The sequence below is a fragment of the Parachitinimonas caeni genome (assembly GCF_030129945.1).
In the GTDB taxonomy this organism is placed as follows: Bacteria; Pseudomonadota; Gammaproteobacteria; order Burkholderiales; family Chitinimonadaceae; genus Parachitinimonas; species Parachitinimonas caeni.
This window is the reverse complement of the sequence record NZ_JARRAF010000004.1, coordinates 198,812-225,268: the sequence shown is the minus strand read 5'-3', so window position 1 is coordinate 225,268 and position 26,457 is coordinate 198,812. Positions and strand designations below refer to the sequence as shown.

Genomic DNA, 26,457 nt, shown 5'->3' with positions numbered 1-26,457 from the left:
TAGGCAAACTTGCCCGACAATACAGACCCTGATCGACATCCGTTTATCGAGCACCGCCTGCCCATAGCACTATATTGAAAATAAGCATTTTCTGATGTACTTGCCAATCATCCTGCCAGACGGCAGCCAGGAGATCTGAAATATGACCGAGCGAATCCCCGCCGACCCAGCAGCAGAAATCATTGTTAGCAGCGAGCAGGTTTATCAGGGCCATTGGCTCAAGGTCCAGCAGGACCATATCACCCTGCCAGATGGAAGTTCCGGTGTTCGTGAGTATGTGCGACATCCGGGTGCCGTTGCCGTGCTGGCCAGGCTGCCCAATGGTGAACTGCTATTGGAGAAGCAGTTCCGCTCTGCGTTGCGACGCAGCTTTATCGAGATTCCCGCCGGCAAGATCGACCCCGGCGAAGCCGAGCTGGATTGTGCTCGCCGTGAGCTACAGGAGGAAACCGGCTATCAGGCCAGAAAGTGGGTGCGGCTCGGTGCGGCAGATGCCTGCATCGGTTATTCGGACGAGCGCATTGTCTATTACTTTGCCGACGGTCTGACCGAAGGCGAGCGCCAGCTTGATGAAGGAGAACTACTGGAGGTTTTCTCTCTGCCGTTGCCAACAGTCATGGCCCTGGCACAGAACGGCGACATTAGCGACAGCAAGACAATCGTCGGGTTGTTCTGGCTTAACGCCTATCTGGCCCGGCTTGCAAAATGAGCCCCGTCGAGCAACGCATTGACCGGCGGATCCCCATCAATTGCCCGGTCAAAATCCGTACCAAAGATCTAGGAGACCCGTGGTATGGCGTCTGCACCGATCTGAGCGTCAGCGGCATGTCCATTCAGACCAGCTTTGTCCCGCGCGAGGATGAGGAACTGGAAGTCATGGTGATTCCACCGCAAGGGCTGAATGGTGGCACGCAAAAGCCGCTGGCAGCGTTGGTCCGGGTACGTCGCTGCCACGAAATCGAGCGTGGCCGACTCTATGAAATCGGTCTGGAAATCCTCTCCATCCGGCAATGAGCGACACGCCGGGTCCGGGCGCTCCAGACATTCTCTAAACCAACACTGATCGCCGGTAGTGCATCAGCCGCCCCCGGTAGGCGGAACCGTCGCTCAAAGCCCCGTCCAGAGCCGATTCGGACAGCACAAACCCGTAGCGTGCCATTTGCCGGTTGAAGGCGCTTCGATTGCCTCGGTTAGGATCAATTATCAACACTTCGATCCTGGGAGCGGAATGCAGCTGGATGAAGGCAGCCAGTTGCTCGGGATGACTGCGCTCGTAAAGAACGTCACTGCCAATAATCAGATCAAACTCGCCCAGGCCCGGATTCTCGCGCCCCCAATTGCCAGTCTGGTATTTCAGCTCCGGCAGCTGGTTGAGCAAGCTGTTTGCCAGCAGAAAGGCCTGCGTCAACGGATGGCAGTCGCTAGCGGTGATATCCCCCTGTCGACGCTGAATCACCATACTTGCCAGAGCAAGCCCACAACCAATTTCCAGAACCCGCCGGCTGCCGATATCCCAGCCTTGCATCAAATCAGCCAACTTCTGGGCGGAAGGCCACACCAGGCCAAATAGCGGCCAGCAGGCCGATGAAATTCCGGCTGCTTCTGCCTCACCTAATGGATCAAAATATTGCTGACGGTCAAGCAGTGAGCGAATCGTCAGCGCATTTCCTCCAGCCACTTCAATCTGTTCAACTTTTATCTGATATCCGGGCATCGCCTAGGTCCGGCGGCGCGGCTGGCTTGGCGTAGAAGGACCACGCCCTTCGATATGGCGGAAAGTAATGCGGCCTTTACTGAAGTCGTAGGGCGACAATTCCAGAGACACCCGATCCCCCGCAAGAATCCGGATATGGTGCTTGCGCATCTTGCCGGCCGTATACGCGATCAGCGAATGGCCGTTTTCGAGTTTTACCAGAAAGCGGGAATCGGGCAGGACATCTACCACCACTCCGCTCATTTCAATCAGTGCTTCTTTGGCCATGGCCGCTTCTCCTTGGTTAATCGCAATCTCACGATCAGGCTCGGCAAACCGCAGCAGGGTTGCTGTTCCCATCCAGAAATCGGACTGGCTGGCTAACAAAGGTCGGGGGCTCGCCGCAAAAACCGGAACTTATCCAAATACGATAGGTGGGGTCTGAGAGAAAGGCCGTCGCCGGAATTCGGTCGCGCAGCAGGGGTTAGTAGAAATCAATAAGGTTCATACAATGACAAAAGCCCGGCCAATGCCGGGCTCTCATCCGGTGGTGGCCGATCGTAAACGGGCCACTCCAAGCAGTGCTGTGGGCCGTACCACAGCGAAGTCAGGATTACTCCGCTGAGCGGATATTCGATGCCTGCAGGCCTTTGGCCCCGGTGGTCACATCGAAGCTGACGCGCTGACCTTCGCGCAGGGTCTTGAAGCCTTGCTCCTGAATCGCGGAAAAGTGTGCGAACAGATCGTCACCACCGGCTTCCGGCGTGATAAAGCCAAAGCCCTTTGCGTCGTTAAACCACTTTACTGTACCTGTTGCCATAACTTGATGCTCCTTGGAAAAACATGAAAAGGGACATGCCCCTGAATACGAGGGCGAAGGTCAAGACGGCAAGGTGATGAAGGGAAATTAACGCAGGCCAGGCGGGCGTAGAACCAGACAACAACAGCACTACTTGAAGATCGCTACCCCGCACTATGCGCTCTATTGCTGAATTAAGCAAAATATAAATAAAATCCCGATCGAAATTCTTCTTTTTATCCAACCAGGCATCGGCCTGATCAAATTCCGTCATCGCATATTTTTCTGGACTTTTTATCTTTATGAAGTGGCTATCAAATCTCCAATCACGATTCAGTAAAAAATCAAACGAAATCGAAACAAATGGCCACAAGGCACTGAGCACCCCTCGACCACATCATTTCCAATTCGGAAAAGTTTCCTTACCAATCATGACCTTATCAGACCCTGAGTGGTTTGTCCGTACTTTTTCTGGCAGCGAGGGACCGTTGTTTCTGCAAAATGCATGGAAAAATGTCGGTCAGGAATTCGCTGAAAATGAAAGGCTTGCAGAGACTGGTTTGCAGATTGACCTGCGCGAATCCGCAGAAATGCTGCGATTTCTGATAACCCTACCACTACCGCTTGCACGCAATGAATTGTATTTTTCGGCCATTCTCGCGCCAAAAGCAGATTTGTCACAATTAAGAATATTCGGACTGGAAAAAATGGCGGCGCCTGCCGGCACTGCAGCTCATGGCAACCTGACGGTATTGGTGGAATGGACCAAACAAGGCCGGCTGGTATATGCCTGTAATCCACCACCAGACCCAGTGCAATTCGAGCAGCACGTATTTGCCATTTTGGCCGGGGAAATCGAGATTTTGACCTTTACCGATCTACGGCCAATGGGTTGGTTCCAGCAACGCTGAATATCAGCCCAACCTTCAAGCACTCCGGACAATACGTCACCGCAAAACTACGAGGGTTTAACCGGTTGCCTGATAAGCATCCGATAGCGCCTAGACTGTGTTGACGTTTTATTTCCGGTCGTACCGGGCCGAATTTTCGGGCAGGGCACTACCCGCAAAGAATAGGCCGTAGACAGTAAGGGGCTATAGCCCCAACCACCACGCACGACAGGGTGAGTGCAGTTTAGCGCGCCAAATAGACAAACCCTAACGACGCCATGCCCCAAGAATCAACCCCAGCCTTGCGTGGCGATTACCGCAAAGTGGCGCGTTTTTCGCTTAGCCTCAGGCACAATTCCGATGAGACATGATCCGAAAACGGAACGTCAACAGAGCTTAGAGCCGCAAGCTGATTGACCGGACCATGCTGGTGGCGGCATTCATGTGCCACAGACGGCCTTCGCAATCAAATATCACCCAATCTCCATCCATTGCCCGGGTGCTGGCCGGTGCATCGTATGGCCACTCCAGCACACCACATGGGCCGGACCTGCCATGCGTCAGAAAGAAAGTCCTTGTCACCAGGGAAGGCTCATCAAAGACGCAGGCCAATAGTTGCCGGTCCTTTGTCAGCTTTACGGCAGCTGAACTCGTCACAACACCATCCAGTGCAATGCCGATGTGCCGATGAGGGTACTGCAGCGTCAGCTCTACTTTATTGGGTTTGACTTTATTACTCACGCCCAACACGCCATCCGACGCATCAATCATCCAGAAATCATTTCCACCACCGTAGTCATACTGGTCTCGTCCCACCAGCCTGCGCGAATCCTCCAGCCTGTATTGCCAGGCTTCAAAGCCACCCGGTTTGCCAACGGCCATTACCTCGAACTGGCGATTCGTCTGCAATGAAATCACGGGGCCGGGCAGATCGGTCACCTGCCACAACACATCCCGCAACGAGCGGGTGCTATCCAGTACACACAGACGATTACCAACTGCTACAGTCCAGCCAATGCCATCGTAGCTGGTTGCGAAATGATCGAGCTGCATCACGCCAAGATCCGTGATGTGCAGGTTGGCGATGTCGATTCGGCTCACCCGCCAAATCTGGTCGCGTTTGATCAGCGCCAAAGCCAGCATGCCGCTGTGGGCGGCGACGATGTGGGTGGCCGGAGTGGCAAAGCGTGCCGTGATCTTGCCCTGCTCATCGACCCTGACCAGCCCAGCCTCACCCAGTGCCAGCAGAAACTGACCATCCGCCAACACTGCTGCATCAAGGATCGCCTGATTTCCGGCAGGTGGCGCTTGCCAGTGAGCGGTATCCTTTCTTGACGCCAAGGCTTGCGGACGACTGGCTTCCGGAAATGGCTGCCTGGGCAAGTCGGCCTTTAACAACTCATCGCCTGACAGCTGGATCAGGACATACAGCTGCTGGCGATGAAATGAGGCTCTGGTCTGCGCAATGTCAACCATCAAAGCTGGCAGGATTGCCTTGGCCAGCCGGCGACAGGCTGTATTGGGTGCTTTCAGTTCGATCAGTGCCAGCGCGAGCGCCGTGCGCTCTGCGTAGGCTTCAGGGTCATTACGCAGTCGGGCGATGCGCTCAACATGGGTCTGCAGTGTGGCCGGAACCAGGCAAGCTCGTTGCACCAAGGCCCGCGCTGCCAGCTGGCCTTCGGCTTTCTCTGCACTTTCCAGCCACCTAATAGCCAGATTTCTTTCCTGCTCTACGGGCCACAGCGTATCCACTGCCTCCAGCCATTGCCCGCGATCGGCCAGCGACTGCGCCCACTCGACCCGCAGACGACGCGACGCATCCGGCCATTTCGTCGCCAGCAGGCTGACGGCTGCTTCAAAGGCGTTGTCGCGTCGGGCAACAGCAATGGCTGTTCGCCAATCATCGGCCAGACAGTGCAGGCGAACAATTGTATGAACCGGCATATCCCACGCCAGCGCCAGCTCGGCTGCCTGTTTGACTCGCTCTTTGCGTTCGAGGTAATCCAGCGCCTCGCTGCGCGACTGCAGCAGCTCGGCCAGGACGAAGACTGCCTCATCCACGCGCCCTTCCCTGTCCAGTTTCTCGAAAGCCCGGCGATAAGTGGCCGCCAGATGCTGGCTGAATTCCTCGCCAAAGTTATAACCAGCCCCGCCAGCGCCTGACACCCTGCTGAGAGACAGATCCTTGCGAGCCTGCGGGTTGCCGAGTGCCTGACCGGACATCGGCTGACTTTCCCCCAGGGGAACGGCGTGACGTAGCGCCTTTTCCAGGTCGCCGTCTTCAAACATCTGCAGCATCTCGCGCATGTAGCGGACATGGTAGTTCGCCAGCAGATTGGCGAGGCCCGATGCCTTGATCGCCTGTACCATCCAGTCACGCCAACGCTGCCGAGGCGGGCTGGCATGGGATCGGCGTGGTGGAATGCGGGATTGGGCCGATGACGAGGCTTGACTCGCACCGCCCGGCTGTGTGGAGTATTTCAGCATTGGCGGCTCACCCCGCGCCTTGCTCCTCCGCAGTACGTGAGCAAACCAGACCCAGACCAGCACGGCCACGAGAAGTAGCGCCCATCCTGCCCCAGCATTTTCTGGGGCAGGCGGTATCGGCAACTCTGCGGTTGGAGGCGTCAGGGGCATAGTACCTTGTGGCAAGGATGAGGCACCCGGTTCCAGAGGGGGGTCTGGTTGCGAACGCATGCCTTCTGCCAGATACACCGTCAGCATCACGCAGCCCACCAGAAAGGCCATGATTTTCAAGACGCGGAGGATGTCAGCCACCCCAGTGCCAGCCAACAATCCAGGCTTAGACGAGGCGCTTTCAGTACGGTTGCCAGATCGTTGCCGATCTCGGGCCAGCTTTTCCAGAAACTGCTGTTTACGATCGCTGGCTTGCGGCAGGCCATCACCCAGCACCTCACCCAGGCTCTTGCCATCCAGGTCCAGGTCCATTTCAGGTAGGCGTACCAGCTCAGAGGCATCCACACATTCCATCAACGGGTAGGCGTCGAGATCCACCCACAGACCGGGCAGGATCGGTTCTGCGTCAGCCAGCCGCAGTGCCTCGATTTGGCCAGCGGTAATCAGCCAGACATCCGCCGCTGGCGCGGCTTTGCGCTCATTTGCAGACAGTTCGGCCGAGGCCAGAGTGCGGTCATAGCGGCGTAACGGCCAGCCAGGCAATGCCTCACACTGCAAGGACCGCGCTTCGTGGAAGATCAGCAGGTCGCCCGCAGGAAAGCGATAGGCCCGCGCCTTGCTCTGCCATACCGACAACAGCCGGGTGGCGCGTTCCTGGGCACCGAACCATTCTGCCGGTAGCCAGATACCGGCAATCGACTGCAGCCCTGTCAGACAGGGGCGGCTGACCGCCGCCACAGGTGGTAATTTCATTGCAATACGTTCATTCAATTGAGAGTCTTCAGTAACGGAAGAGCGCTGACACTATGGGCCGCCCCAGGCAAATCGCTGAAACGGGGTGAGGTCGCTGGTTGACGGTTTCCCGCAGAGCCAACAAAACGGCGCAGCCGACGATGGCGCAGATCAAAAACAATCAGCTCCCTTTCGTCAGTCAACATGGCAACCAGACCTGAACGGTCACAGAAGGTGATGCGGGAGATCGGGTTGGGCGAGTCGTACACACGTTCTTGATAGTCCTGCCCCAACAGCACCAGGCCGCGTTTGTTTGGCGCAACCGTCAGCAGCAGATAACGGGACGATGGGGCATCCAGCAGAACCCCTAATACCTGGCTTTCCGGCTTCATGTGCAGCGTCGCACGGCACTGCGCCTGGCCAGCCACGAAGGCGTAGAGGTCCCAACGCTGGCCATTGCCAGTCCCAAGCGCACACAAACCGCCATTGGAACGCCAACCCGCCAACTCGCCGAACAGTACAGTCGGTGCTTCACTGCTGGCGGCAATAACGGCCTGCCGCAGAGGCTCAGCCTGCATCGCTTGCACCATTGCAACGATACGACGTTGTTCGTCGTAATGCGCCACCAACAGTGCCGTATCGTCAATCTGCACCATGGCCAGCGTGTTCTTGCGCAAATAATGGGTGATGCCTGGAGCCGGCGTACGGGCGCTGGGTGTCGCCTTGAAGCTTGCCTCCCAGAACAGGTGATTACCCAGTCGATCGAGCAGGTGCAACTGTTGCCGACCCGACCCCTTCAGCAAGCCTAGCGGCGACCAGCTAGCCAGACCTGGAGGCAGATTGAAGCGTTCCGGCTGCGGCCGCGAGACGGTGGGAAATTGCCCGAGCTGCCAGAAGCTGATCTGCTCGCCATCCGGCACCACGCCAAAGGGCTTCTTGCCACGCAAAGCAATGGCCAGTGGCGGTGCACCGGCATTCCAGCGCATTCTGCGCAGCTTTACCGCCGCATCCTTCCGTTTGAAGGTGGTGTCCAGCATCAGCAAAGCGGGTTCATCGAGTACCACCACCGCTACATACGCGCCATCAGGCGCAATGATGGGTGGGCGCTTGAGAGAGAAGCGCTTGTCAGACTGGCTGTGCGCAGTCGGCTCAGCCTCAGGCTCAAGTTGCCCGGCGAGCACCTGCTTGCAGCTGTCAGTAGGAGGCAGATCAAGCTGCAGAGTCTTGGTAGCTTGCCCTTCCCGCAAGGTCAGCAGCAGTTTGTCCTCTGCCAGACTGGGTTTTATGGTTACCTGGTGGCTGAAGGCAGCGCCCGTCACCTCGTTGCTGGCCAATAGCCAGGTTTCACTCATGGCTGGCGTCAATGCTGTCAGCGTCTGTTGCCAAGCAACCAGATCATCGGCACATGCGGGCAGCCAACTGCGACGGCCGAGCATATGTTTGAGCAAGGCCAGATTATCGGCATCGTGCAATCTGCCCGGCTCTTGCAGCACGCCCCAGCGCAAACTGCCGCCGGCCTCACTGGCTCGCCGTGCCAGCAGAATCCAGAAGGCAACATGGGCAAGGCGTGGCGCGCCCAATTGCAGGGGGCCGACGTCGAATAAAGCCACCAGTTGTGATTCGGCCTGTAGCTGTCGTAGCACCGGCGATAGAAACAGATGTTCGCCACCTGCCGCCCGGCGTAGAAACTCATCGGGAATTTCTTCCGCCAGCAACCATTCGGAAGTCAGCAAGCGCTCGTAGGGGCCGCGTCGCCGCAGGTCACCCAGGCCATCGGGCTCCGGCACGCCCGTCTGATTGCCGCGAGGCTTGCCGACAATCAGTTGCAGCTTTCGTACCATCTGCCCGATTTCGATCGAAAGCTCAGGCCGGAGCCATGACAACCAGTGCGCCCAGGGTTGTAAGGATTCTGGTAATTGCAGGGACATTATTTACACATCAGACGAAATTCGCGGGGGCTTCAGGATCTTAGTTTGCGTAACAGCGCAGGACTCAGCGGCAACAGGCGATCCAGCGGGATGACAGCCGCAGGCTGCGGCCATAGTAGGACTGGCTGCCGCCCCCTTTGCTGTTGCAAAGCCTGCTGCAGCCACTCAATCGGCAGATCCGGCTCCTGCCGGGTCGGCAACCAGAGCGAAGGCGCTTGCTGGTGTGGGGCGGCGTAGTCCACACCATCGACCCAAGGCAAAACTTCGGTCGGCCCGCAGACAATCAGCAGACCGGCACGACCGGTCGCTTCCAGTGTGCCGACTATATCAACCGGCATGCGCTGTAGCCGCAGATGCAGGCGCTCGGCCGCATCGTGCCAGGCAATGGCAGCACGGGCAGGGCGTGGAGAACAGGGCTGCCACTGCCAACGAATCGTTGCTTCGCGCATCAGGCTGTTACCACCAACAATTCCGCCAGCTGCTGGCGTAGCCCGGACAGTGGCTCCGGCAGACTCGCCGCATCAAAGTTGGCATCGATTTCGCGCAATAACGATTCAGCGCCCTGTCGTTGCTGGTCGCCAGCATCGGCCAGGCAGGCAGTTGCCAGCTCAACCAGACGGGTCACTCTGGAAAGGGGCTGCAGCGTTGCCTCTTCCACCGCACTCAGCAAATTGGGGTTGACGGAATGCGCCAAGGTCTCGCGAAGAATCTCGCGAGCACTCGCCTGAGCCTCTTTGGTCGGCAGTACATAAAGCAAGGGCCAAAGGTCGGCCTGGCTGGCTTCCAGCCGGCCAGCCATAATGGCGGCGGCGGCAATCAATCGTTGCGCCTTGACGATACGGCGATCGGACAAGAACACGCCAGACTGCCTCAAGCTGCGGATGGCATTGATGAGGCCCGGCCGAGCGCCGTCGAGCCGTACCAGCCTTAGCGCATGGCACAGCGCATCCAGATGCGGCATCCCCCCCGTTGAAGCCACAACCTTCTGCTCAGACTGCCAGCCTCCTTGCAGCAAGGCTTCCAGCTGATGATCGGGCACAGGCTCGACAAATAGATGAATCAGAAAACGATCGGCGAAAGCGGCCAGCGCTTCGTCTTCCGGCAGACCATTGGCTGCGCCAACGCAAACCCTTAATGGACATTGGAGCTGCGTGTGCCCACGTCGGAAGCGCCGCTCATTCAACACGCCCAGCAGAGTATTGAGGATAGCGGTAGAGCCTAGAAATACTTCATCCAGAAAGGCGATATCCGCTTCCGGCAGCATGCCGGTAACGTCGGTTTCGACGGTGCCTTCGCGGAGCTTTTTCAGATCAACCGGCCCGAACAGCTCGGATGGTTCGGTAAACCGCCCGAGCAGGTATTCAAAGTAGCGCCCCCCCATCGCCTGTGCCACGCGTCGCACGACCGCACTCTTGGCGGTGCCGGGAGGGCCGACAACCAATAGATGTTCCTGAGCAATGGCCGCCAGCACCATGAGTTCAGCCAGTTGCTCACGACCAACCAGCCCTTGGGTCGCAGCCTGAATGCCTGCACGCACCTGACGGGCCGAATTCTGTAAAGAAGTTTGCATGTTGATTACAACGATATTTATCAGCAAATACTTATTTTGCCTGATAAATATCCCAGCAACGTCAATCCCATTCTGTCCTGCTTTCGCCCTACCACCCTTTTTGTCGACAGATTCCGCTGCGTACAAAGAAAAACGCCACGGCAGGGGCCGTGGCGTTGTTGCAACAGTGCTGCCTTATCGCACAACAAATGGCTGGTAGGCCGGGATGCCGAATCCCACCAAGGTCTTGAAGTAGAGCTGACCATTGGCATCGCTGAAGAAGCTATTGCCCAGATCCTGACCAACAAACGGGCTTTGCAGGACATTCATCCGGTAGACCGGTAGCAGGTCGTAAACCTGACCGGATGGCGATGTGGCGGTCATATGGATCTCATCTGCCCGGTTGACCGTCCAGCCGGCCTTGCTGGCTGCATTGCTCAGCTGGCTGAACGAGTAGAACGATGGGTCGATGGTCTGCACCACACCATTCTTGCCAACGAAGGTCACCGAGATCTGGTCGCCATGCTCGTGCAGGCCAGGCGCATCAGACACTTCACGCTCCATGGCAAACCGTGGGCGGCCGGCGTAGAAGCGCACGCCATCAGACGCCCAGACCAGCAGCTTGCCATCGGTATCGACCGAGGTGGTAAAGCCGTAGGTGTCGGCAAGGTAAGTGGCGAACTCGCTGACGTCTTCCATTGCCGGCGCAAAGGTGTAGCGCACCCCGCCTGCCACCAGATTGTAGGTACCGTCAGCATTCAGCTTGGACTGCTCGGTGCTGCTGCTACCCAGAACCTCAATCGAGCCGATGGGCAGACCGGCATAACGCCGCCCACCAATTTCAAGGGTAACCGAGCCATCAGCCCTGACCTTGACCGTGCCATTACCACCGAGGGCAACCGACTGGAAGGCCGCGACGTTGGTCGCTCCGAACCGGCCGATGACATTGCTGGCATCAAACCGCACCACCTTCGGATAGCCCATTACGCCGTTGACGCTCATCGACACCAGATCACCTGATTTGCCCCCCGACCCTGAAAGCGAGCCAAGATACACACCAACCAGCTGACCCTGACTATTGAAGCGAGCCACTTCACCGGCTTTCAATGTGATGGTCTGGGTTGCCTCGAACCGGTTGGCACCAGCTGCGGGCGTCACAAACACTTTCACATCCCCCGACTCGGCCGATACTGACCCGGACTTATCAGAGTTGTTCTTGAGGAAGCCTGCGGTACTACCCGCTGTGCCGGTCTCAACCACCACGTTCTGCAGGGTATTGTCTTTCGACAAGGTGAGGCCGCCCAAGAGGCTGGAAGGCTGCGAGTTGCCAACAAATGCCTGACCCTGCAGTACGTTGAAGCCTGGGTTCTTGGCACCGTCACTGGTCGTGAAGGTGTTGGTTGCCAGGATCGAGTCACGCGCATTGTTCTGGTTCTCACCATCCACCTTGATCGTGAAGGTCTGGCCACCAACCTGTACATCTACCGGCTTATCCTCGGGGAAGGAGAACAGCACGTTGGAAGGCGGATTGTCCTTGATCTTGATGGGTTCCTTCACGTCATTGTTCAGGACCACCACCACACCGTTATCTGCGACACCAACCCGGTTATCGAGATTAGGAATATTGGTGACGATGCCAGAACCGCTGACGGCGTTTACACCGCTGCTGCCTACAATGTTATTGACCGTTTCAGTGCCGCCCGGGTTGAACGGATTGGCACAGGCACCCGTCGCAAAGGTAGCGTTACTGCCGTTACCTGTTCCGGCGCTGTTCACCCCCTTGATGCGGAAGTTGTAGGTCGTACCGCACTGCAGGTTGCTCAGCACCACCGAGGCCGCAGTCGTGCCAGCCCCAGCGTTGATCGAACCGCCAGTGGTCGCCGCCACATTGGTGCCATAAGACGTCGAAGTTCCATAATCAAAGGTGACCGTGGTATTACCATTGCCATCATTGACCGTGCCGGACAAGGTCGCAGAGTCGGTCTTGATATTGGAAGCACTGCCCGTTGTAGCGACCGGAACCGTCGTGCAGACCGCTGCCGTGTTGAAGGTCGCATCATTGCCGGTCACCGTAACCGAGTTGCCAGTTGCAGAGACCCGGTAGTGATATGTCGCGTTACAAGTCAACCCGGTCAGGTTGGCGGACACGGCAGTGGCCCCTGTCCCACCAGCCAGGGTGTTCGGGGTCATATTGACCTGCGAACCATAAGCGGTTGTCGGGCCATACTCGACGATGATCGCTGTGGTGTTGTAGGTGTTGTCATCCACCGTCCCGCCAATCGTCGCCGTGGTCATGCCGATGGCCGAAGAAGCACCCGTTGTAACAATCGGGCCGCAAGGCGAGGACGAGAAGGTGGCATCCGTACCATTGATGGTAGTCGAGCCATTGACTGCGCTGTCATCGGTCGTGGAATTGAACCGGATGTGATAGGTGGTACCACAGGTCAGACCGGTAACGTTGGCGGTTACGGTTGAACTACCCGAACCCGCTGTCACTGAACCCCCGGTCATCGTCGCAGAGCTGCCATAAGCGGTCGTCGTACCATACTCGGCTGTCACCGTTTGCGCCAAAGCGCCTTTTGGCATCGACACGGTTACCGACGCGGTAGTTTGAGTGGAAGTTGCAAGCGTCCCGGCCGAGGGCGTACAGGCCGTTGTATAGAAGTGCATGGACGTTGCGGTGGTGTTGGTATTCGAGTGCTCCACCGCACCCGCTGTGGTATGCGAACCCGCGAAGTGGTAACGATACAGTGCGTTACAGGCCAGAGAGCTCATCTCGCATGTGTAGTTGAGTACGCCTGCCGCCCCCGGGTTGGCATCCAGGACATAACAAGCCAGCGATGTGCTGTTGACGGCGCCAGACCCCAGACTTGGAACGCCATTACTAGTAAAAAACGATGGGGTAATGCCGCTGACCGAGCCGCTATCCCGCACAAATGCCAACTCATCAATCGAGTAAAGGCTTGGTGTACCCGCCCCAGCCACCACATCAACAGAACCACGCAACTTGCCACAGGTGGAAATCTTGGTCTGCCCCGTACAGACAGCTGCTGATAAAGCGGTGGTGGAGTTTGTGACAAGTGAATTATTGTTGCTGATCGCCCAAGCAGACGTTGCGTGCAGAAACGCCACGCACGAAATACCGAGTACAGAGACTTTCGGTATTCGAAATAGCGACCCTGGTGGAGGGCTATACAGCGAAGGCTTTATCAGCAATATTTTTTCCGATTTATCCGGAGATTTTTCAATTCGCTCCGAAAAACTATTCTGCACCGTCACGAGTGCCGATTTGATCTGCGAAAACATAAGCAAACACCCCCTCATTATCGCAAGCACACACAGAACAGGAATGCACCGACTTTCCGGGTCACTCCCGTCATCAATGAAATCTGGACCGACATTTCAAGGTTGCGCAACCTCCCACCACACATCACAACCCTGTTGCTGCCGATTTCATCCGCCCTGGCTGCCATAAGCCAAGCTCATCTAAATTATTGTTTCCTCAGGAACCCGAATCGGCACAGCGACGCAACCACCCCATTCCAGCCGCAATCGGCAAGCAGCAAAGACTAACGCCACCAAGCCTGCGCACTCGCCACAAAAGTCACCTATACCCATAAAGAAAGCTCACAAAAACTGATATTGCAAATAATTTAAACTGAACAAAGCTCTCTGCAGACCGGGCTCGCGGGCATCATTTATTGGTGTAGCACGTCGCCACAACTTTGCCAGTATCAGGCAATGCTAATTTAGTGGATGCAGAAATATTCGATGAACGGTAATAGATGAATCGCAACATTTAGCCTGTTGAATTGCCAGACAAATGAAGAGCATTCAAATAAGGCGTATAGCCGATCTGGCTATAGATAGGGATAATCCCTAATACCGGATGCATGAAGACACCAGCTCAAAGCCTGATCGGCTTGTGCCAATTGGTGCTGACGTACATTACAACGTCCATAACAAGAACAGACGGGGAACCTACCGGTGATCCACCCATGCACACTCTCCACTACAAGGAAGCCGCACCATGAAATTGACGACAGGACTTCTGGTCGCCACCGCACTCTTCGCGACAGCAGGCACCGCACTGGCTAGCGAAACAAAGGAAATTTCCGTTGGTTTGATCGTGACCACCAGCGAAGCTGAGACCCTGAAAAACTGGCAGCCTTTTCTGGATGACATGAGCAAGAAGCTGGGTATGAAAGTGACCGGCTATGCCTCGAAGAACTACAGCGACATCATTGATGGCATGAAGCAGGGCAAAGTGCAGGTTGCCTGGCTCGGCGCAAAATCGGCGTTGCAAGCGGTGGTCGAGGCAAACGGGGAGGTATTCGTCCGCCACATCAAGGCAGACGGTAGCAAAGGCTATTCCGCATTGCTGCTGACCCACAACGGCAGTGGCATTGCCTCACTTGATCAAGTCATCAGCAGCCCTGGCAAGTACAGCTATGCCAACGGAAAACCCACCTCGACCTCGGGCTTCCTGCTACCGAATTACTACGTCTTTACCAAGAACGAAATCGATCCGAAGAAGCATTTCAAAAGCATTGTGACGGGTAGCCACCAAGACAATTTTCTGGCTGTTGCTGCGGGCAAGGTCGATATTGCCACCAATAACACTGACGACTTTGACGACTTCAAGAACAAATACCCCAGTGAATATGCCAAGGTAAAAGTTTTATGGAAGTCCGAGCCTGTCGGGCTTGACCCAATGCTGTACGACAAGCGCTTGCCTGCCGATACCAAGCAAAAGCTCGCACGCTTCTTCATCGACTATGGCAAGGGAGGCGTCGAGGAACGCAAGAACCTGCTGCAGGCGTACGATCTGAAAGGTTTCGAGCGCTCAACCAATATGCAGCTCAAGCGCATTGCCGATCTGGAAATGTTCAACGAGCAATATTCTCTGATGGTGGATGATTCGGTAACAGCCGAGCAAAAAGACAAGCGCTTCCGCGAGATCAATCAGAAGTATCGCGAAATTCAACGCCTGTTGGGCTCAGGCTAAGCAGACCACTCCGTTACCTAATACATCGCGCAGATCCTGTTGCCTCAACCTCGACCAGCAGGGTCTGCGGTATTTTCAGTGTCCCAGCCCGCGTCGCCGACTTGCATCTCCAGCAAGCAGCAAAAACCTCCCCCGCCGACCTAGGTTTAAACCGCTCCGCCCAGCTCAACAAACCGCATCGCCACGACTTAAACAACACGATGCGTTTCCGGCGAATCTTGCCTACCGTTGCACGCTCGCCACAGTATTATCCCACCCTGCTTTAACGAGCCATCTACATAAGCAAAGTCTTATTGTAACTAAGCGGAATGCATCTCTTCACGAGTTGATTTATGACGTCGGAATTCACCTATATACAAACATGCGGTAAATTGTTAGGGCCTGGACGCCAAGATGCTGGCGTCAAGTTGAAACTCAGGTGACAATTGCCACCTGACCTTACATCCAGACTCAGATAGGAAGAATTGGACATGATGTTACGTGGCATGCTTACAGCAGCACTGATTGCGGCAGCACCCTTTGCCATGGCCGAGCAACGCGAGCTCACAGTGGGTTTGATGGCGGGTACCAACGAAGCCGAAACCCTGAAAAACTGGCAGCCCCTGCTCGACGACATGAGCAAGATTACCGGCATGAAGGTGACTGGCTATGCCGCCAAAAACTACGCCAATATCGTCGAAGGCATGAAGACCGGCAAAGTACAGGTGGCTTGGCTCAGCGCCAAACCTGCTCTTGAGGCCGTAACCGACGCCAACGGTGAAGTCTTTGCTCGCCACGTCAAAGCAGATGGCAGCAAGGGCTACCAGTCCCTGATTCTTGCCAGCAATGCCAGTGGTATCCAATCAGTTGAGCAACTGCTCAGCGCCCCCGGCAAGTACGCCTACGCCATGGGCAAATCGACATCGACTTCTGGGTTCCTGATCCCTACCTACTACGTCTTCACCAAAAACAGCATTGAGCCGAAGAAGCATTTCAAGGCCATTATGACAGGCAGCCATCAGGATAACTTCCTGGCCGTTGCCAGTGGCAAGGTCGATGCCGCTACCAACAACACCAACGATTACGACGATTTCAAAACCAAATACCCTGCCGAGTACGCCAAGGTAAAGGTGATCTGGAAGTCAGAGCCAATCGGTCTGGACCCGATGGTGTACGACAAACGTCTGCCAAGCGACATCAAGCAGAAAGTGCAGAAGTTCTTTCTGGATTACGGCCGCAATGCCGACGAACGTAAAAACCTGATGCAGGCGCATGAACTCAAAGGTTTCGAGCGTTCCACCAACCTGCAATTGAAGCGGATTGCCGATCTGGAAATGTTCAACGAGCAATACACCTTGATGAATGATGATGCGGTGCCGCTTGATCAGAAAGACAAGAAGTATCAGGACATCAACAAGAAATATATCGAAATCCAGCGTTTACTGGGTAAGGGCTGATCCTGAAACTGGAACAGGCAATAACAAAAGCGGCCATCATGGCCGCTTTTGTTTTGTCTCCCTAGCAATCCACCCAACACTAATGGGCTTGTTCGTGCTGTCGTCAAACACTCGCCTCGCTCAAGCAGCAGGTTGTTCGGGCAAAGAGCTCTGCCATGCCGGCAAGGCAGCAATGCGGTGATACCAGTCTGCCAGATGGGGAAACTCCGCTAGCGGTAGCTTGCACCGGGCGGCATTGTCCAGCGGGGCGGCAATCGCAAAGTCCGCCAAGCTCAAACCGTAGTGAGCCAGCCAGGGTTGCCTGGACAGCGTCTTTTCCAGCACCGTTGCGCAACGGCGAAACTCTGTTGTGGCGGTATCAACTGCGGCGGGGTCTGGCTCGCCCAATCCAAAAATACGTTTGAGCATGTTTTCCCAGTACAAGCCGCCAAAGCCCTTGCGCCACTCGCTTTGTTCCCAATACAGCCAGCGCAGCACATCGGCCTGATCTGTGCCATTGTCCGGCCACAAGTCATTCGGCTTGCGAGTCACCAAGTAATGCAAGATGGCATTGGACTCCCAAAGCGTGACTTCGCCATCAGTGAAAGCTGGTGTCCGGCCATTTGGATTCAACTCAAGGAATGCCGCAGATCGCTGTTCACCCTTAACCAGACTCACCCACTCCACCTCCAAGGGCAGATCGAGTTGCGCCGCCACAGCCAGCACCTTGCGGTTATTGGGAGAAGGGGGAAAACCATGTAATTTCATGACACACCGCACCTTTCGTTCTGATTGATTGTTTTGTCAGTCCAACACACGAGTTACATCGCCATTTGCAGATTGGGTTCTGCCTGGAGGCTGCATGCAGGTATTCAATTAACAAGGAAGATCTTGAAAATAAAATTTCAAAAATCCAATTAACCATCCAATGCCTGTTTAAACACCCTGCAGAACTTAACCCTTTCCGGTCGAGGCCATCAACCCGACCAGCTTGCGACTGGTCTGGCGCAAACGCTGACTGAGCAGGGAAATCAACTGCATGAGCAGTAGCGAACCCAGCTTCGGGTGCTCATCCAGCAAACGCAGCATGTCAGCCCGACTCAGCACGGCAAACGTCGCTTCAGAGCCGGCAATACAACTGGCAAACCGTGGCTCGCCATCGACCAGCGACATTTCGCCAATCAATTTACCGCGTGTCACAGTGGCAATCAGCCTGGGGGCATTTTGGCGGGGTGGCTTTTTCAGAACTTCAACACTGCCTGACAACAACAGAATGGAGAAATCGCTTGTTTCCCCTTCTTTCAGCAACGGGCGGCCAGCCGCTACTTTATATACCGTCAGATATTCAGCGAGTATTTCAAGCGAAACGGTATCCATTTGCCGAAATAGCTGGGTATAGAGCAAGGCATCATGAATTTCGGAAAGGTGGTCGATGCCTGCTCCGACAAGCTCGTAATCGGAAACCGGATTGGTGGCAACAACATGAGTAATGGACATTCGTCTCTTCCTGATATTTTGAAATGGCCACGGGCGGCAATAAAGCTTTATCACCAGGGTACAAATAGGAGTTTGGCCTGATTTGAGCAGATAACAAAATCTGCATCAACAATTCCGAATGACGGCTGTCGGAATTCCCTCATGCCACACCATTTTGCGGCGCTATGGCTATTTTTGAGTTCTACAATCGTGACTATAAGCGACATTACAGGATCGCTCAAAAACTTGCCCTGACCGCAATAACACCAGACCGCTGCTGATCGTTTGCGATGTTGGCGATTGTCATCCGCCCCGTGCCTGTTGCAGTTTCGCGCCGGGACGTCAGCCATGCGGCCATATGCCGGAGCCCGAACCATGACACCCGACGTTGCCCTCAAATACATGCATGATCTGCTACGCATGATGCTGGTGAAAAAGGCATCAGATCTGTTTATTTCCGACGATTTTCCGCCCGCAATGAAGATCAACGGCAAGATGACCCCCGTAGGTGGTCAGAAGCTGAATGCCCAAGCAACCAAGGCATTTGCTTATTCGATCATGAATGACAAGCAGCGGACGGAATTTGAAGAGCAGAAGGAATGCAATTTTGCTATCAGCCCGGAAGGTATTGGCCGCTTTCGGGTGAATGTCTTTGTGCAGCAGGACAAAGTAGGCATGGTTCTGCGCACCATCACCACCAAGATTCCCAACTTCGACGAAATGGGTCTGCCGCCGATCTTGAAAGACGTCATGATGTCGAAGCGGGGGCTGATCTTGCTGGTGGGAGGAACCGGCTCCGGTAAGTCGACCACACTGGCGGCGATGATCGACTACCGCAACGAACATAGCCACGGCCACATCATCACCATCGAAGACCCGGTGGAGTACGTGCATCGCAACAAAAACTGCCTGATCACTCACCGCGAGGTGGGGCGCGATACCCACAACTGGTTTGCCGCTCTCAAAAACACCCTGCGCCAGGCCCCCGATGTGATTCTGATCGGCGAAATCCGCGATCGTGAAACCATGGAATACGCGATGGCCTTTGCTGAAACCGGCCACCTGGCCATGGGCACATTGCATGCCAATTCTGCCAATCAGGCACTGGAACGCATCGTCAATTTCTTCCCGGAAGAGCGGCATGCCCAGCTGTATATGGATATGTCACTGAATATGCGGGGCATCATCTCGCAGCGGCTGGTCCCGACAAAAGATGGCAAAGGTCGCTGCGCGGCCATCGAAATATTGCTCAACTCACCGCTGATTGCAGATCTGGTATTCAAAGGCGACATCGGCGGAATCAAGTCGATCATGGCCAAGAGCCGCGAGCTGGGTATGCAGACTTTCGATCTGGCTCTGTTTGACCTGTATGAACACGGCAAGATCTCTCTCGAAGAAGCCTTGCGCAATGCCGACTCACTTAACGAGCTGCGTCTGAAAATCAAGCTGGAAAGCAAACACAACAAAGGCAGCGACCCCAAATCCGGTCTTGACCATCTAAGTTTGGTGGAAGAGAAGAAGGAGGAAGAGGATGACGGCGGTGTACAAGTGGTCTAGATAGTGTCGTCACGAGATAGGCAGATTCTGTTGATGTTTTGTTCCAGGTCATGCGATGCCGCGGGCGACGGCTTCGCCAGGATTCGCCAGGATTCGCCGATTCAGCCAGCCAAACTGCACTCAGCCTGCCGTGCATGGTGGTTGGGGTTTTAGCCCTTTGCCAATCCACGGCCTACTTTTTTACAGGTATCGCCCTTTCCCGCCACTCGGCTCGGCACGACCGGAAGCAAAACCTCACAGAGCCCAAAGTCCTACCCTCTCAATAACCAAAAGCCGAGCACTTTTGTCGTAACCAACCCAATCAAAACCCAGTGCCTTGTAAGTTTTGCTTTCGATTCCCGTCATTTTTTTGAAGTTATTCTGAAAAAATCAAACAGCAAAGCGCGATATACCACTATCATTAAGACAGCGATAACCCGTTGACCAGCCAGACAATAAATCTGCCTCATACCCAAGCGGCTGGTGTTACATGCAAAGTTTCAGATAAATAATTGCGTGGACAGGAGGAGCCCCGAATGGACCAATCCACCCCTTCGGCTGTCAACCGCTTGCCAGTTTCCCGACTGGTTGCGCATTGTTTTATCGCCTACTTCACCTTGTCAGTGCTCAAAGGCATCTGGCTACCTACCTTGATGGAAAATCGCCTGCTGTTTCTGGCCTTTGACATCACCGCTTTTTGTGTCATCCCGGTTTTCCTGCTGTCCATGCTGTGGCGAAGATTCGATGTCCGGCCTCATGTGTATGTGCGCAAAACTGCCGCAGCCGACTGGCCCTGGATGCTGGGCGTCGCCACCTTTGCTGCGGTTGCCGGGCATTGCCTGTACCGGGTGGGATCAGCCATCGGGCAATGGACCGGTGACCGCATCCCCGACCTGATGCCACTGCAGATCAGTTACCAGTCCGTCGAATTCTTTGGCTGGGCGCACTGGGTATATGTGGTGTATCTGGCGGTGACTGCCGGTGTCGTCGAGGAACTCTTCTACCGGGGCATGGTACGCCGTGTTGCCGAAGAGCTGCTGCCAGCCCGCTGGAGCAAACTTGGTTTTGTCATCGGTTCCTCGTTGATCTTTGCACTGATCCACTGGCACACGGGACTGCCCAATATGGCCGGCTGCTTTACGTTCGGCCTGCTGTTTGCTGGCATTTATCTGGAATTCGATGATCTACGTCCGCTGATCGTCGCGCATATTGGCCTGGACTTCTGGTACTTCTCGTAAGTCCGCCTGCCCAAATTATGGGGCCTTCAAGGCCTCAGACGAAAAAATGGCAGGCTCATGGCCTGCCATTTTCATGCACCCCTGCCTCTGCAGTCAGAGACGATCAAGCAGGCGATCCGCCATGCTCTTGAGTGACACCACCTCTTCAGCAGCACCAACCACCGCGGCCTCTCGCGGCATACCGTAGACCACGCAACTGGCTTCATCCTGCGCCAGTGTTGGCGACCCGGCATTCCGCATCATCAACAAACCCTGCGCCCCATCCTTGCCCATGCCGGTCAGAATCATGCCGACCGCCTTGCGCCCGGCAATCTGCGATACCGACTCGAACAGCACATCAACCGACGGCCGGTGCATATTGACCTTCTCGGTCGATTTCAACACCGCCACATAGCGTCCACCCTGCTTCTCAATCGCCAGGTGCTGGTCGCCGGGGGCAATATAAGCATGCCCGGATTGCAGCACCTCACCATGCACTGCCTCGCTGACAGACAGCGCACACAGGCCATCCAGGCGCGCTGCAAAACTTCGGGTAAAGCCAGGAGGCATGTGCTGAACGATGACGATAGGTGGCAAGTCGGCCGGCAGCCTGACAAGCACTTCCTTGATTGCCTCGGTCCCCCCGGTTGAAGCACCAATCGCAATCAGATCCCGCATGCGGGTACTGCGTGCCTTCTCGACAGCAGCGGCCGGCTTGGACGCCACCGCCGGGGCGGGGGTGAGCGGAACCAGCTTGGCTTTGGCTGCCGCCTTGAGCTTCTCCCGCAGCTCATCCCCATAGTCCCGCAGATTATCGCCCGCATCCATTCTGGGCTTGGTCATAAAGTCCACGGCGCCCAACTCCAGCGCGCGCAGGGTAGAGTCGGCGCCGGCTTCCGTCAGCGACGACACCATGACGACCGGCGTAGGTTTCAGTCGCATCAGCCTCTCCAGAAAGGTCAGGCCATCCATGCGAGGCATCTGCACATCCAGCGTAATCACGTCGGGGCTATGTTCTCGAATCGCCTCACGTGCAGCGATCGGGTCTGGCGCCATCGCCACGACCTCGAATGCCGGATCGCGCTCGATCATCTCACGCAACAGGGCTCGCTGGACCGCAGAATCATCGACAATTACCACACGGATACTTGGCATAAATTTATCCCGATCTGCCTGTACGGGGCAGATAACAACAAAGTAAATAAGCTCCCCTAAACGCCATCGCGAAACTGGCGCCACACCAGAGGTATTTTGGCGCTATCTCATTACCGGGCCCTCTGAATAACCCTGGCAAGCAAACCAGCGTTCTTTGCGAAGCCCGACAAACCTTTGCCACCCATCACCATTGCATCGCATATCCCGTTACATCGACGTGCGGTTCAGCACGGCCACGGCATACGCATCGCAACCGGAAACCGAACGTCAGAACAACTCGGCGTCGCCGCCTGGCTGCATATAACGCAGTTTGTCCGAGTAATTCTTTTCTCTTTCCACAATGGTATTGTTATTAACCGATTTCAATTTCTTTACCAGAACACGTCCTGTCGGCACAAAGAAATAAACTTTTCGGGGATAAACATCGAGTAAATCCTCCGCTACGACGGGAATTTTTTCCGTATCGAGAAAATGTCGGACAAACTCGACATTTTTCCCACCAATATCCGACACAGTAAATCCGCGTAAAACCCTGCCACCGCCGAAAATCTTGGCTTCCAGATTCTGGCGACTGGCACCCAGTTTCATTAAATGGTTAATCAGCATTTCCATGGCGTAGGTGCCATAGCGTGTCGGCAGTCCATTAATCGATTCCGCATCCTGAAAGCATTCCGGGAGCATGAAGTGGTTCATGCCGCCAATGCCTTTCTTGCGATCCCTGATACATGCTGCCACGCAGGAACCTAATACCGTCACCAGCAGCATTTCGCGCGGAGTAACGTAGTATTCCCCCGGCAAAATCTTTACTGCCTCGGCGCCAAAATATTTGTCGTAATACAGATTGGGCGCCAGGACTTCCTGGACTGATTCACTCATGATGTTTTGACCCGGTAAACAGTTCGGCCACAATTTTCAAAACAATCGGCCACGTGAAACAGGCTTTCCGAATGTCCGACATATAACACGCCATCGGGCCTGATCAGGGGGGCCATTCTCCTCAGCACTTTGGCTTGAGTCTCTTTATCAAAATAAATCAAAACATTCCGGCAGAATATGACATCGAACAAACCTTCGAGAGGCCAGGGGTTATCCAGAAGATTCAGCCTTTTGAATTCAATCAGTTTGGCCACCTCCGGCCGGATCCGTGCAAAGCCGTCCTGGTCGCCCTTTCCGCGCAAAAAGAACTGGCGTTTACGCTCCAGCGCGATCTTTTCCAGCCGGTCAAGCGGGTAGACGCCCCGACTGGCCGTTTGCAACACCTGGGTGTCGATATCGGTTGCCACAATGCTGGCCGGTGGGTCATAGGTGCCGTAAGCTTCGATCAAGGTCATTGCGATCGAATACGGTTCCTCGCCGGTGCTCGATGCCGAGCACCACACCCTGACCTGCCGGCTACGCGGCAGACTCTTGACGAATCCGGCCAGGTGCTCGAAATGGTGAACTTCACGGAAAAACGACGTCAGGTTGGTGGTCAGCGCGTTCAGGAACTGCTGCCACTCCTCGCCATCCGGGTTGACATACGCCAGATACTGGTCAAAACGGTTAAACCCCAGCTGGCGCAATCGACGCGCCAACCGGCTGTAAACCAACGGCTGCTTGCTGTCGTGCAGCTTGATGCCGGTGTGCCGGTACAACAGCTCGCGCACGGCTTCGAAATCACGAGTAGTGAATACAAACTCGCGCTCGCCCAGTGGCTGCTCATCGAGTACGCTCGCCAATTTTCCCCCCTACTTAAACGCTGCCCAGGCTGCTGTGGTTGAGAACCGAATCAAGACCTGTTGCAAAACCTGTTACGGATAGCGTTCAGCGAGCGGGGCCAGACCCGATCCGGCCCGACACCCGCATCAAGTTGTCTTGCCCGGTCCGCAGCCAATGCTTAGAACTCAGTCCATTCATCATCCTGATGCGCTGCCTGTTTGGGCGCCGCGATGGCCTTGTGGTTGCCGGCCTTGGCTTTGGGTGCAGCCAGGGCCGGGGTGTGGCGCTGCGCCACTACGGGCATACGTGCCTGTCCCCCGCCCAGATTGAATCGCGCAACGGCCTCACTCATCTGGTCCGTTTCGTTTTCCAGGCTCTCGGCAGCTGCGGCTGCTTCTTCCACCAGTGCGGCGTTTTGCTGGGTACCTTCATCCATCTGGGTGATCGCGAGATTGATCTGCTCGATGCCGGCACTTTGCTCGATGCTGGCAGCGCTGATGTCTCCCATCAGCGTGGCCACTTGCTTGATCGCTTTCACCACCGACTCCATGGTGCGACCGGCATCGTCAACCAGCCGGGCGCCCTCTTCGACCCGGCCAACCGAGTCGCCGATCAGCGTCTTGATTTCCTTGGCGGCTGTCGCTGAGCGCTGGGCCAGACTACGTACCTCACTGGCCACCACGGCAAAGCCACGCCCCTGCTCGCCGGCACGGGCGGCTTCTACGGCTGCGTTCAGAGCCAGGATATTGGTCTGGAAGGCAATGCCGTCGATCACCCCGATAATGTCGGCAATCTTTTTGGCTGAATCCTTGATCTCGCTCATGGTACTGACTACCTGGCTAACCACGGTTCCGCCCCTGACGGCAACTGTCGAAGCCTCGCTGGCCAACCGGTTGGCTTCACGCGAGTTTTCGGCGTTCTGTTTCACGGTGCTGGTCAGCTGCTCCATGCTCGACGCCGTTTCTTCGAGGTTGGCAGCCTGTTGCTCGGTGCGGCTCGATAGATTCTGGTTACCGTGCGAGATTTCCTTGGTGGCGGTGGCAATGGTATCTGCCGCCTCCCGCACCGATGACATGGTTACCTGCAGATTTTCCATGCTGCCATTGAAGGCATCGCGCAGCCGGTTGAACTCGGCGTCGAATTCTCCTTCGGCACGCGCAGAAAGGTCGCCATTCGACAGGCCGATCAGCCCTGCAGCAATTGCCTCGATAGCCTGCCGCTGCGGGGTGATATTGCTGGCAAATTTCACCACCTTGGTTGGCGTACCGGTGATGTCGAGAATCGGGTTGTAGCTGGCTTGCAGCCAGACTTCCCGGCCGCCCTTGGCAATCCGCTTGATCTGGCCGGTATGGTTCTGGCCACGCCGCAGTACTTCCCAGAACTCGCGGTATTCCGGGCTGCTGCGGTATTCGTTATCCACAAACATGCTGTGATGCTGTCCCTGGATTTCTGCCAGGGTATAGCCCATGGCACTCAGAAAATTGTCATTGGCGGTCACGATCTTGCCGCTCATATCAAACTCGATGGTCGCCGTGGAGCGGCTGATGGCTTCCTGCCGATAAGCTGATTCGAGCGCTCTTTGCTTGGTGTCGTTGATATTGGTCTGGATCGAGACAAAGCGCTCCAGCTTGCCGCTGGCATCGAACACCGGGTTGATCGCCAACGACACCCAATACATGCGGCCCGACTTGCTGTAATTAAGGATTTCTTCGTAAAACGGCTGGCGTTTTTTCAGATTCTCGCTCACCCGCCTTACGGTCTCCTGGTCGGTGAGTTTACCTTGCAGCATCTGGCCGGGCTTTTTGCCGCGCATATCGTCAATCGTGTATTCGGTCAGCCGTTCAAAGCCACGGTTGACGTATTCGACCAGCCCCTCGGCATTGCAGATGATCACGGAGTTATCGGTTTCGTTTGCCACCAGCGACAGCAGCTTGAACTGTTCGCGGTTAGCCACCTCCTGCGTCACATCCTTCAGGAACGCCGTATACAGTGTGCGTGTCCCCAGCTTGACTCTGGATAAGGACAGTGACGCCCAGCCCTTGCTGCCATCGCGCCGCTCTATCGACACCTCACGATTGGTGCCGACGATCTTGTCGCGGCCGGTAGTCCGGTTGGCATTCACGTAACTATCGTGCTCGGACTGAATCAGTCTGGGCACCAGCATCTTCACGTTCTGGCCCATGACTTCGCTGCGGCTATAGCCCCACATCCGTTCGGCGGCGGCATTAAAGAAGGTCACGCAATTGTTTTCGTCGATGGTCACCACCGCATCCAGCGCCTGCTCCAGCGTCTGGCTGATCAGTTCCTGCGCGTTGCGCTGCTCGGTAATGTCATTCAGGAAGGCCGTATAGTGCGCCTTGCCGCTCACCTCGACACGCGACAGCGACAGCCTCACCCATACCTTGCTGCCATCCTTGCGCTCCAGCTCCACTTCACGCGAGGTGCCGACGATCTTGTCCTGGCGGGTTCGGCGATTCTGATTCACGTAGTTGTCGTGGTTGGCCTGTATGCCGTGTGGTACCAGCATCTTCACATTGCGACCCAGCACTTCAGCCTGGCTATACCCCCACAGGCGCTCGGCCGCTTTATTGAAGTACGTGACGCAGTTCTTGTCGTTGATGGTGACGACCGCGTCGATGGTCTGTTCCAGCGCCTGCTCAGCCTGACTGCGCATCCAGGGAAGGTATTGAATGATGGACATGGGGTCTCCTCAAAACGGCGGAT

General features: G+C 55.9%; 22 protein-coding genes. 7 read left to right on the top strand and 15 right to left on the bottom strand.

The window, feature by feature from the left end; genetic code table 11:
• Nucleotides 1–142 precede the first annotated feature (142 nt).
• Nucleotides 143–709, top strand: coding sequence for an NUDIX domain-containing protein (locus tag PZA18_RS05215; RefSeq protein ID WP_284099737.1), 567 nt, complete (start codon nucleotides 143–145; stop codon nucleotides 707–709).
• Nucleotides 706–1,014, top strand: coding sequence for a PilZ domain-containing protein (locus tag PZA18_RS05210; RefSeq protein ID WP_284099736.1), 309 nt, complete (start codon nucleotides 706–708; stop codon nucleotides 1,012–1,014). Before PZA18_RS05215 ends, PZA18_RS05210 begins: the two co-directional genes overlap by 4 nt.
• Before the next feature lie 34 nt (nucleotides 1,015–1,048).
• On the opposite strand, the gene PZA18_RS05205 is transcribed toward PZA18_RS05210, so the two are convergent.
• The 4 genes from PZA18_RS05205 to PZA18_RS05190 form a co-directional block, all read right to left on the bottom strand.
• The gene (locus PZA18_RS05205) at nucleotides 1,049–1,714 is read right to left on the bottom strand and encodes a class I SAM-dependent methyltransferase (protein WP_284099735.1); all 666 of its coding nucleotides are present in this window, start codon (nucleotides 1,712–1,714) and stop codon (nucleotides 1,049–1,051) included.
• Nucleotides 1,715–1,717: 3 nt separating this feature from the next.
• Nucleotides 1,718–1,981: a translation initiation factor IF-1 gene (gene infA / locus PZA18_RS05200; RefSeq protein WP_284099772.1), complete on the bottom strand. Its 264-nt coding sequence runs from the start codon at nucleotides 1,979–1,981 to the stop codon at nucleotides 1,718–1,720.
• 325 nt (nucleotides 1,982–2,306) lie between these two features.
• A complete protein-coding gene (locus tag PZA18_RS05195) occupies nucleotides 2,307–2,513 on the bottom strand; it encodes a cold-shock protein (protein WP_284099734.1) in 207 nt (68 codons plus the stop codon).
• Nucleotides 2,485–2,766, bottom strand: a complete 282-nt coding sequence (locus tag PZA18_RS05190; protein WP_284099733.1) for a hypothetical protein — start codon at nucleotides 2,764–2,766, stop codon at nucleotides 2,485–2,487. Before PZA18_RS05190 ends, PZA18_RS05195 begins: the two co-directional genes overlap by 29 nt.
• Nucleotides 2,767–2,794: 28 nt before the next feature.
• Here PZA18_RS05190 and PZA18_RS05185 point away from each other — a divergent pair, with 28 nt between their 5' ends.
• Nucleotides 2,795–3,403 carry a hypothetical protein gene (locus tag PZA18_RS05185; RefSeq protein ID WP_284099732.1) on the top strand — a complete coding sequence of 203 codons (609 nt, stop codon included), beginning with the start codon at nucleotides 2,795–2,797 and terminating at the stop codon, nucleotides 3,401–3,403.
• 375 nt (nucleotides 3,404–3,778) lie between these two features.
• On the opposite strand, the gene PZA18_RS05180 is transcribed toward PZA18_RS05185, so the two are convergent.
• The 5 genes from PZA18_RS05180 to PZA18_RS05160 all read right to left on the bottom strand — a co-directional run bounded on the left by PZA18_RS05180 (nucleotide 3,779) and on the right by PZA18_RS05160 (nucleotide 13,360).
• A complete protein-coding gene (locus tag PZA18_RS05180) occupies nucleotides 3,779–6,772 on the bottom strand; it encodes a bpX6 domain-containing protein (RefSeq protein ID WP_284099731.1) in 2,994 nt (997 codons plus the stop codon).
• Nucleotides 6,773–6,786: 14 nt separating this feature from the next.
• The gene (locus tag PZA18_RS05175; protein ID WP_284099730.1) at nucleotides 6,787–8,592 is read right to left on the bottom strand and encodes a hypothetical protein; all 1,806 of its coding nucleotides are present in this window, start codon (nucleotides 8,590–8,592) and stop codon (nucleotides 6,787–6,789) included.
• Between the two features lie 119 nt (nucleotides 8,593–8,711).
• Complete coding sequence (locus PZA18_RS05170) at nucleotides 8,712–9,128, bottom strand: bpX5 domain-containing protein (RefSeq protein WP_284099729.1); 417 nt, start codon at nucleotides 9,126–9,128, stop codon at nucleotides 8,712–8,714.
• A complete protein-coding gene (locus PZA18_RS05165; RefSeq protein ID WP_284099728.1) occupies nucleotides 9,128–10,249 on the bottom strand; it encodes an AAA family ATPase in 1,122 nt (373 codons plus the stop codon). The genes PZA18_RS05170 and PZA18_RS05165 overlap by 1 nt, the downstream gene beginning before the upstream one ends.
• Nucleotides 10,250–10,423: 174 nt before the next feature.
• On the bottom strand, nucleotides 10,424–13,360 hold the full coding sequence (locus PZA18_RS05160; RefSeq protein WP_284099727.1) for a beta strand repeat-containing protein: 2,937 nt from the start codon (nucleotides 13,358–13,360) through the stop codon (nucleotides 10,424–10,426).
• Nucleotides 13,361–14,258: 898 nt separating this feature from the next.
• Between PZA18_RS05160 and phnD (PZA18_RS05155) the strand changes: the two genes are divergently transcribed.
• Nucleotides 14,259–15,236, top strand: a complete 978-nt coding sequence (gene phnD, locus PZA18_RS05155) for a phosphate/phosphite/phosphonate ABC transporter substrate-binding protein (protein WP_284099726.1) — start codon at nucleotides 14,259–14,261, stop codon at nucleotides 15,234–15,236.
• A 470-nt stretch (nucleotides 15,237–15,706) separates the two neighbouring features.
• Nucleotides 15,707–16,672: a phosphate/phosphite/phosphonate ABC transporter substrate-binding protein gene (gene phnD / locus PZA18_RS05150; RefSeq protein WP_284099724.1), complete on the top strand. Its 966-nt coding sequence runs from the start codon at nucleotides 15,707–15,709 to the stop codon at nucleotides 16,670–16,672.
• Nucleotides 16,673–16,792: 120 nt separating this feature from the next.
• Here phnD (PZA18_RS05150) and PZA18_RS05145 read toward each other — a convergent pair whose 3' ends face one another.
• Both PZA18_RS05145 and PZA18_RS05140 read right to left on the bottom strand, forming a co-directional pair.
• Nucleotides 16,793–17,419, bottom strand: a complete 627-nt coding sequence (locus tag PZA18_RS05145; RefSeq protein WP_284099723.1) for a glutathione S-transferase family protein — start codon at nucleotides 17,417–17,419, stop codon at nucleotides 16,793–16,795.
• Between the two features lie 186 nt (nucleotides 17,420–17,605).
• Complete coding sequence (locus PZA18_RS05140; protein ID WP_284099722.1) at nucleotides 17,606–18,148, bottom strand: Crp/Fnr family transcriptional regulator; 543 nt, start codon at nucleotides 18,146–18,148, stop codon at nucleotides 17,606–17,608.
• A gap of 354 nt (nucleotides 18,149–18,502) precedes the next feature.
• Between PZA18_RS05140 and PZA18_RS05135 the strand changes: the two genes are divergently transcribed.
• Nucleotides 18,503–19,684 (top strand): PilT/PilU family type 4a pilus ATPase, encoded by a 1,182-nt coding sequence (locus PZA18_RS05135; RefSeq protein WP_284099721.1) that lies wholly within the window; start codon nucleotides 18,503–18,505, stop codon nucleotides 19,682–19,684.
• A 515-nt stretch (nucleotides 19,685–20,199) separates the two neighbouring features.
• Entirely contained in the window at nucleotides 20,200–20,901 is a 702-nt protein-coding gene (locus PZA18_RS05130) for a CPBP family intramembrane glutamic endopeptidase (protein WP_284099720.1), read from the top strand.
• A 93-nt stretch (nucleotides 20,902–20,994) separates the two neighbouring features.
• Here PZA18_RS05130 and PZA18_RS05125 read toward each other — a convergent pair whose 3' ends face one another.
• The 4 genes from PZA18_RS05125 to PZA18_RS25240 form a co-directional block, all read right to left on the bottom strand.
• Nucleotides 20,995–22,035, bottom strand: coding sequence for a protein-glutamate methylesterase/protein-glutamine glutaminase (locus PZA18_RS05125; RefSeq protein WP_284099719.1), 1,041 nt, complete (start codon nucleotides 22,033–22,035; stop codon nucleotides 20,995–20,997).
• Between the two features lie 267 nt (nucleotides 22,036–22,302).
• Nucleotides 22,303–22,911, bottom strand: a complete 609-nt coding sequence (gene cheD / locus PZA18_RS05120; protein WP_284099718.1) for a chemoreceptor glutamine deamidase CheD — start codon at nucleotides 22,909–22,911, stop codon at nucleotides 22,303–22,305.
• A complete protein-coding gene (locus PZA18_RS05115) occupies nucleotides 22,908–23,753 on the bottom strand; it encodes a CheR family methyltransferase (RefSeq protein WP_284099717.1) in 846 nt (281 codons plus the stop codon). The genes cheD and PZA18_RS05115 overlap by 4 nt, the downstream gene beginning before the upstream one ends.
• 158 nt (nucleotides 23,754–23,911) lie before the next feature.
• The gene (locus PZA18_RS25240; RefSeq protein ID WP_331488599.1) at nucleotides 23,912–26,434 is read right to left on the bottom strand and encodes a PAS domain S-box protein; all 2,523 of its coding nucleotides are present in this window, start codon (nucleotides 26,432–26,434) and stop codon (nucleotides 23,912–23,914) included.
• Between the last annotated feature and the right edge of the window lie 23 nt (nucleotides 26,435–26,457).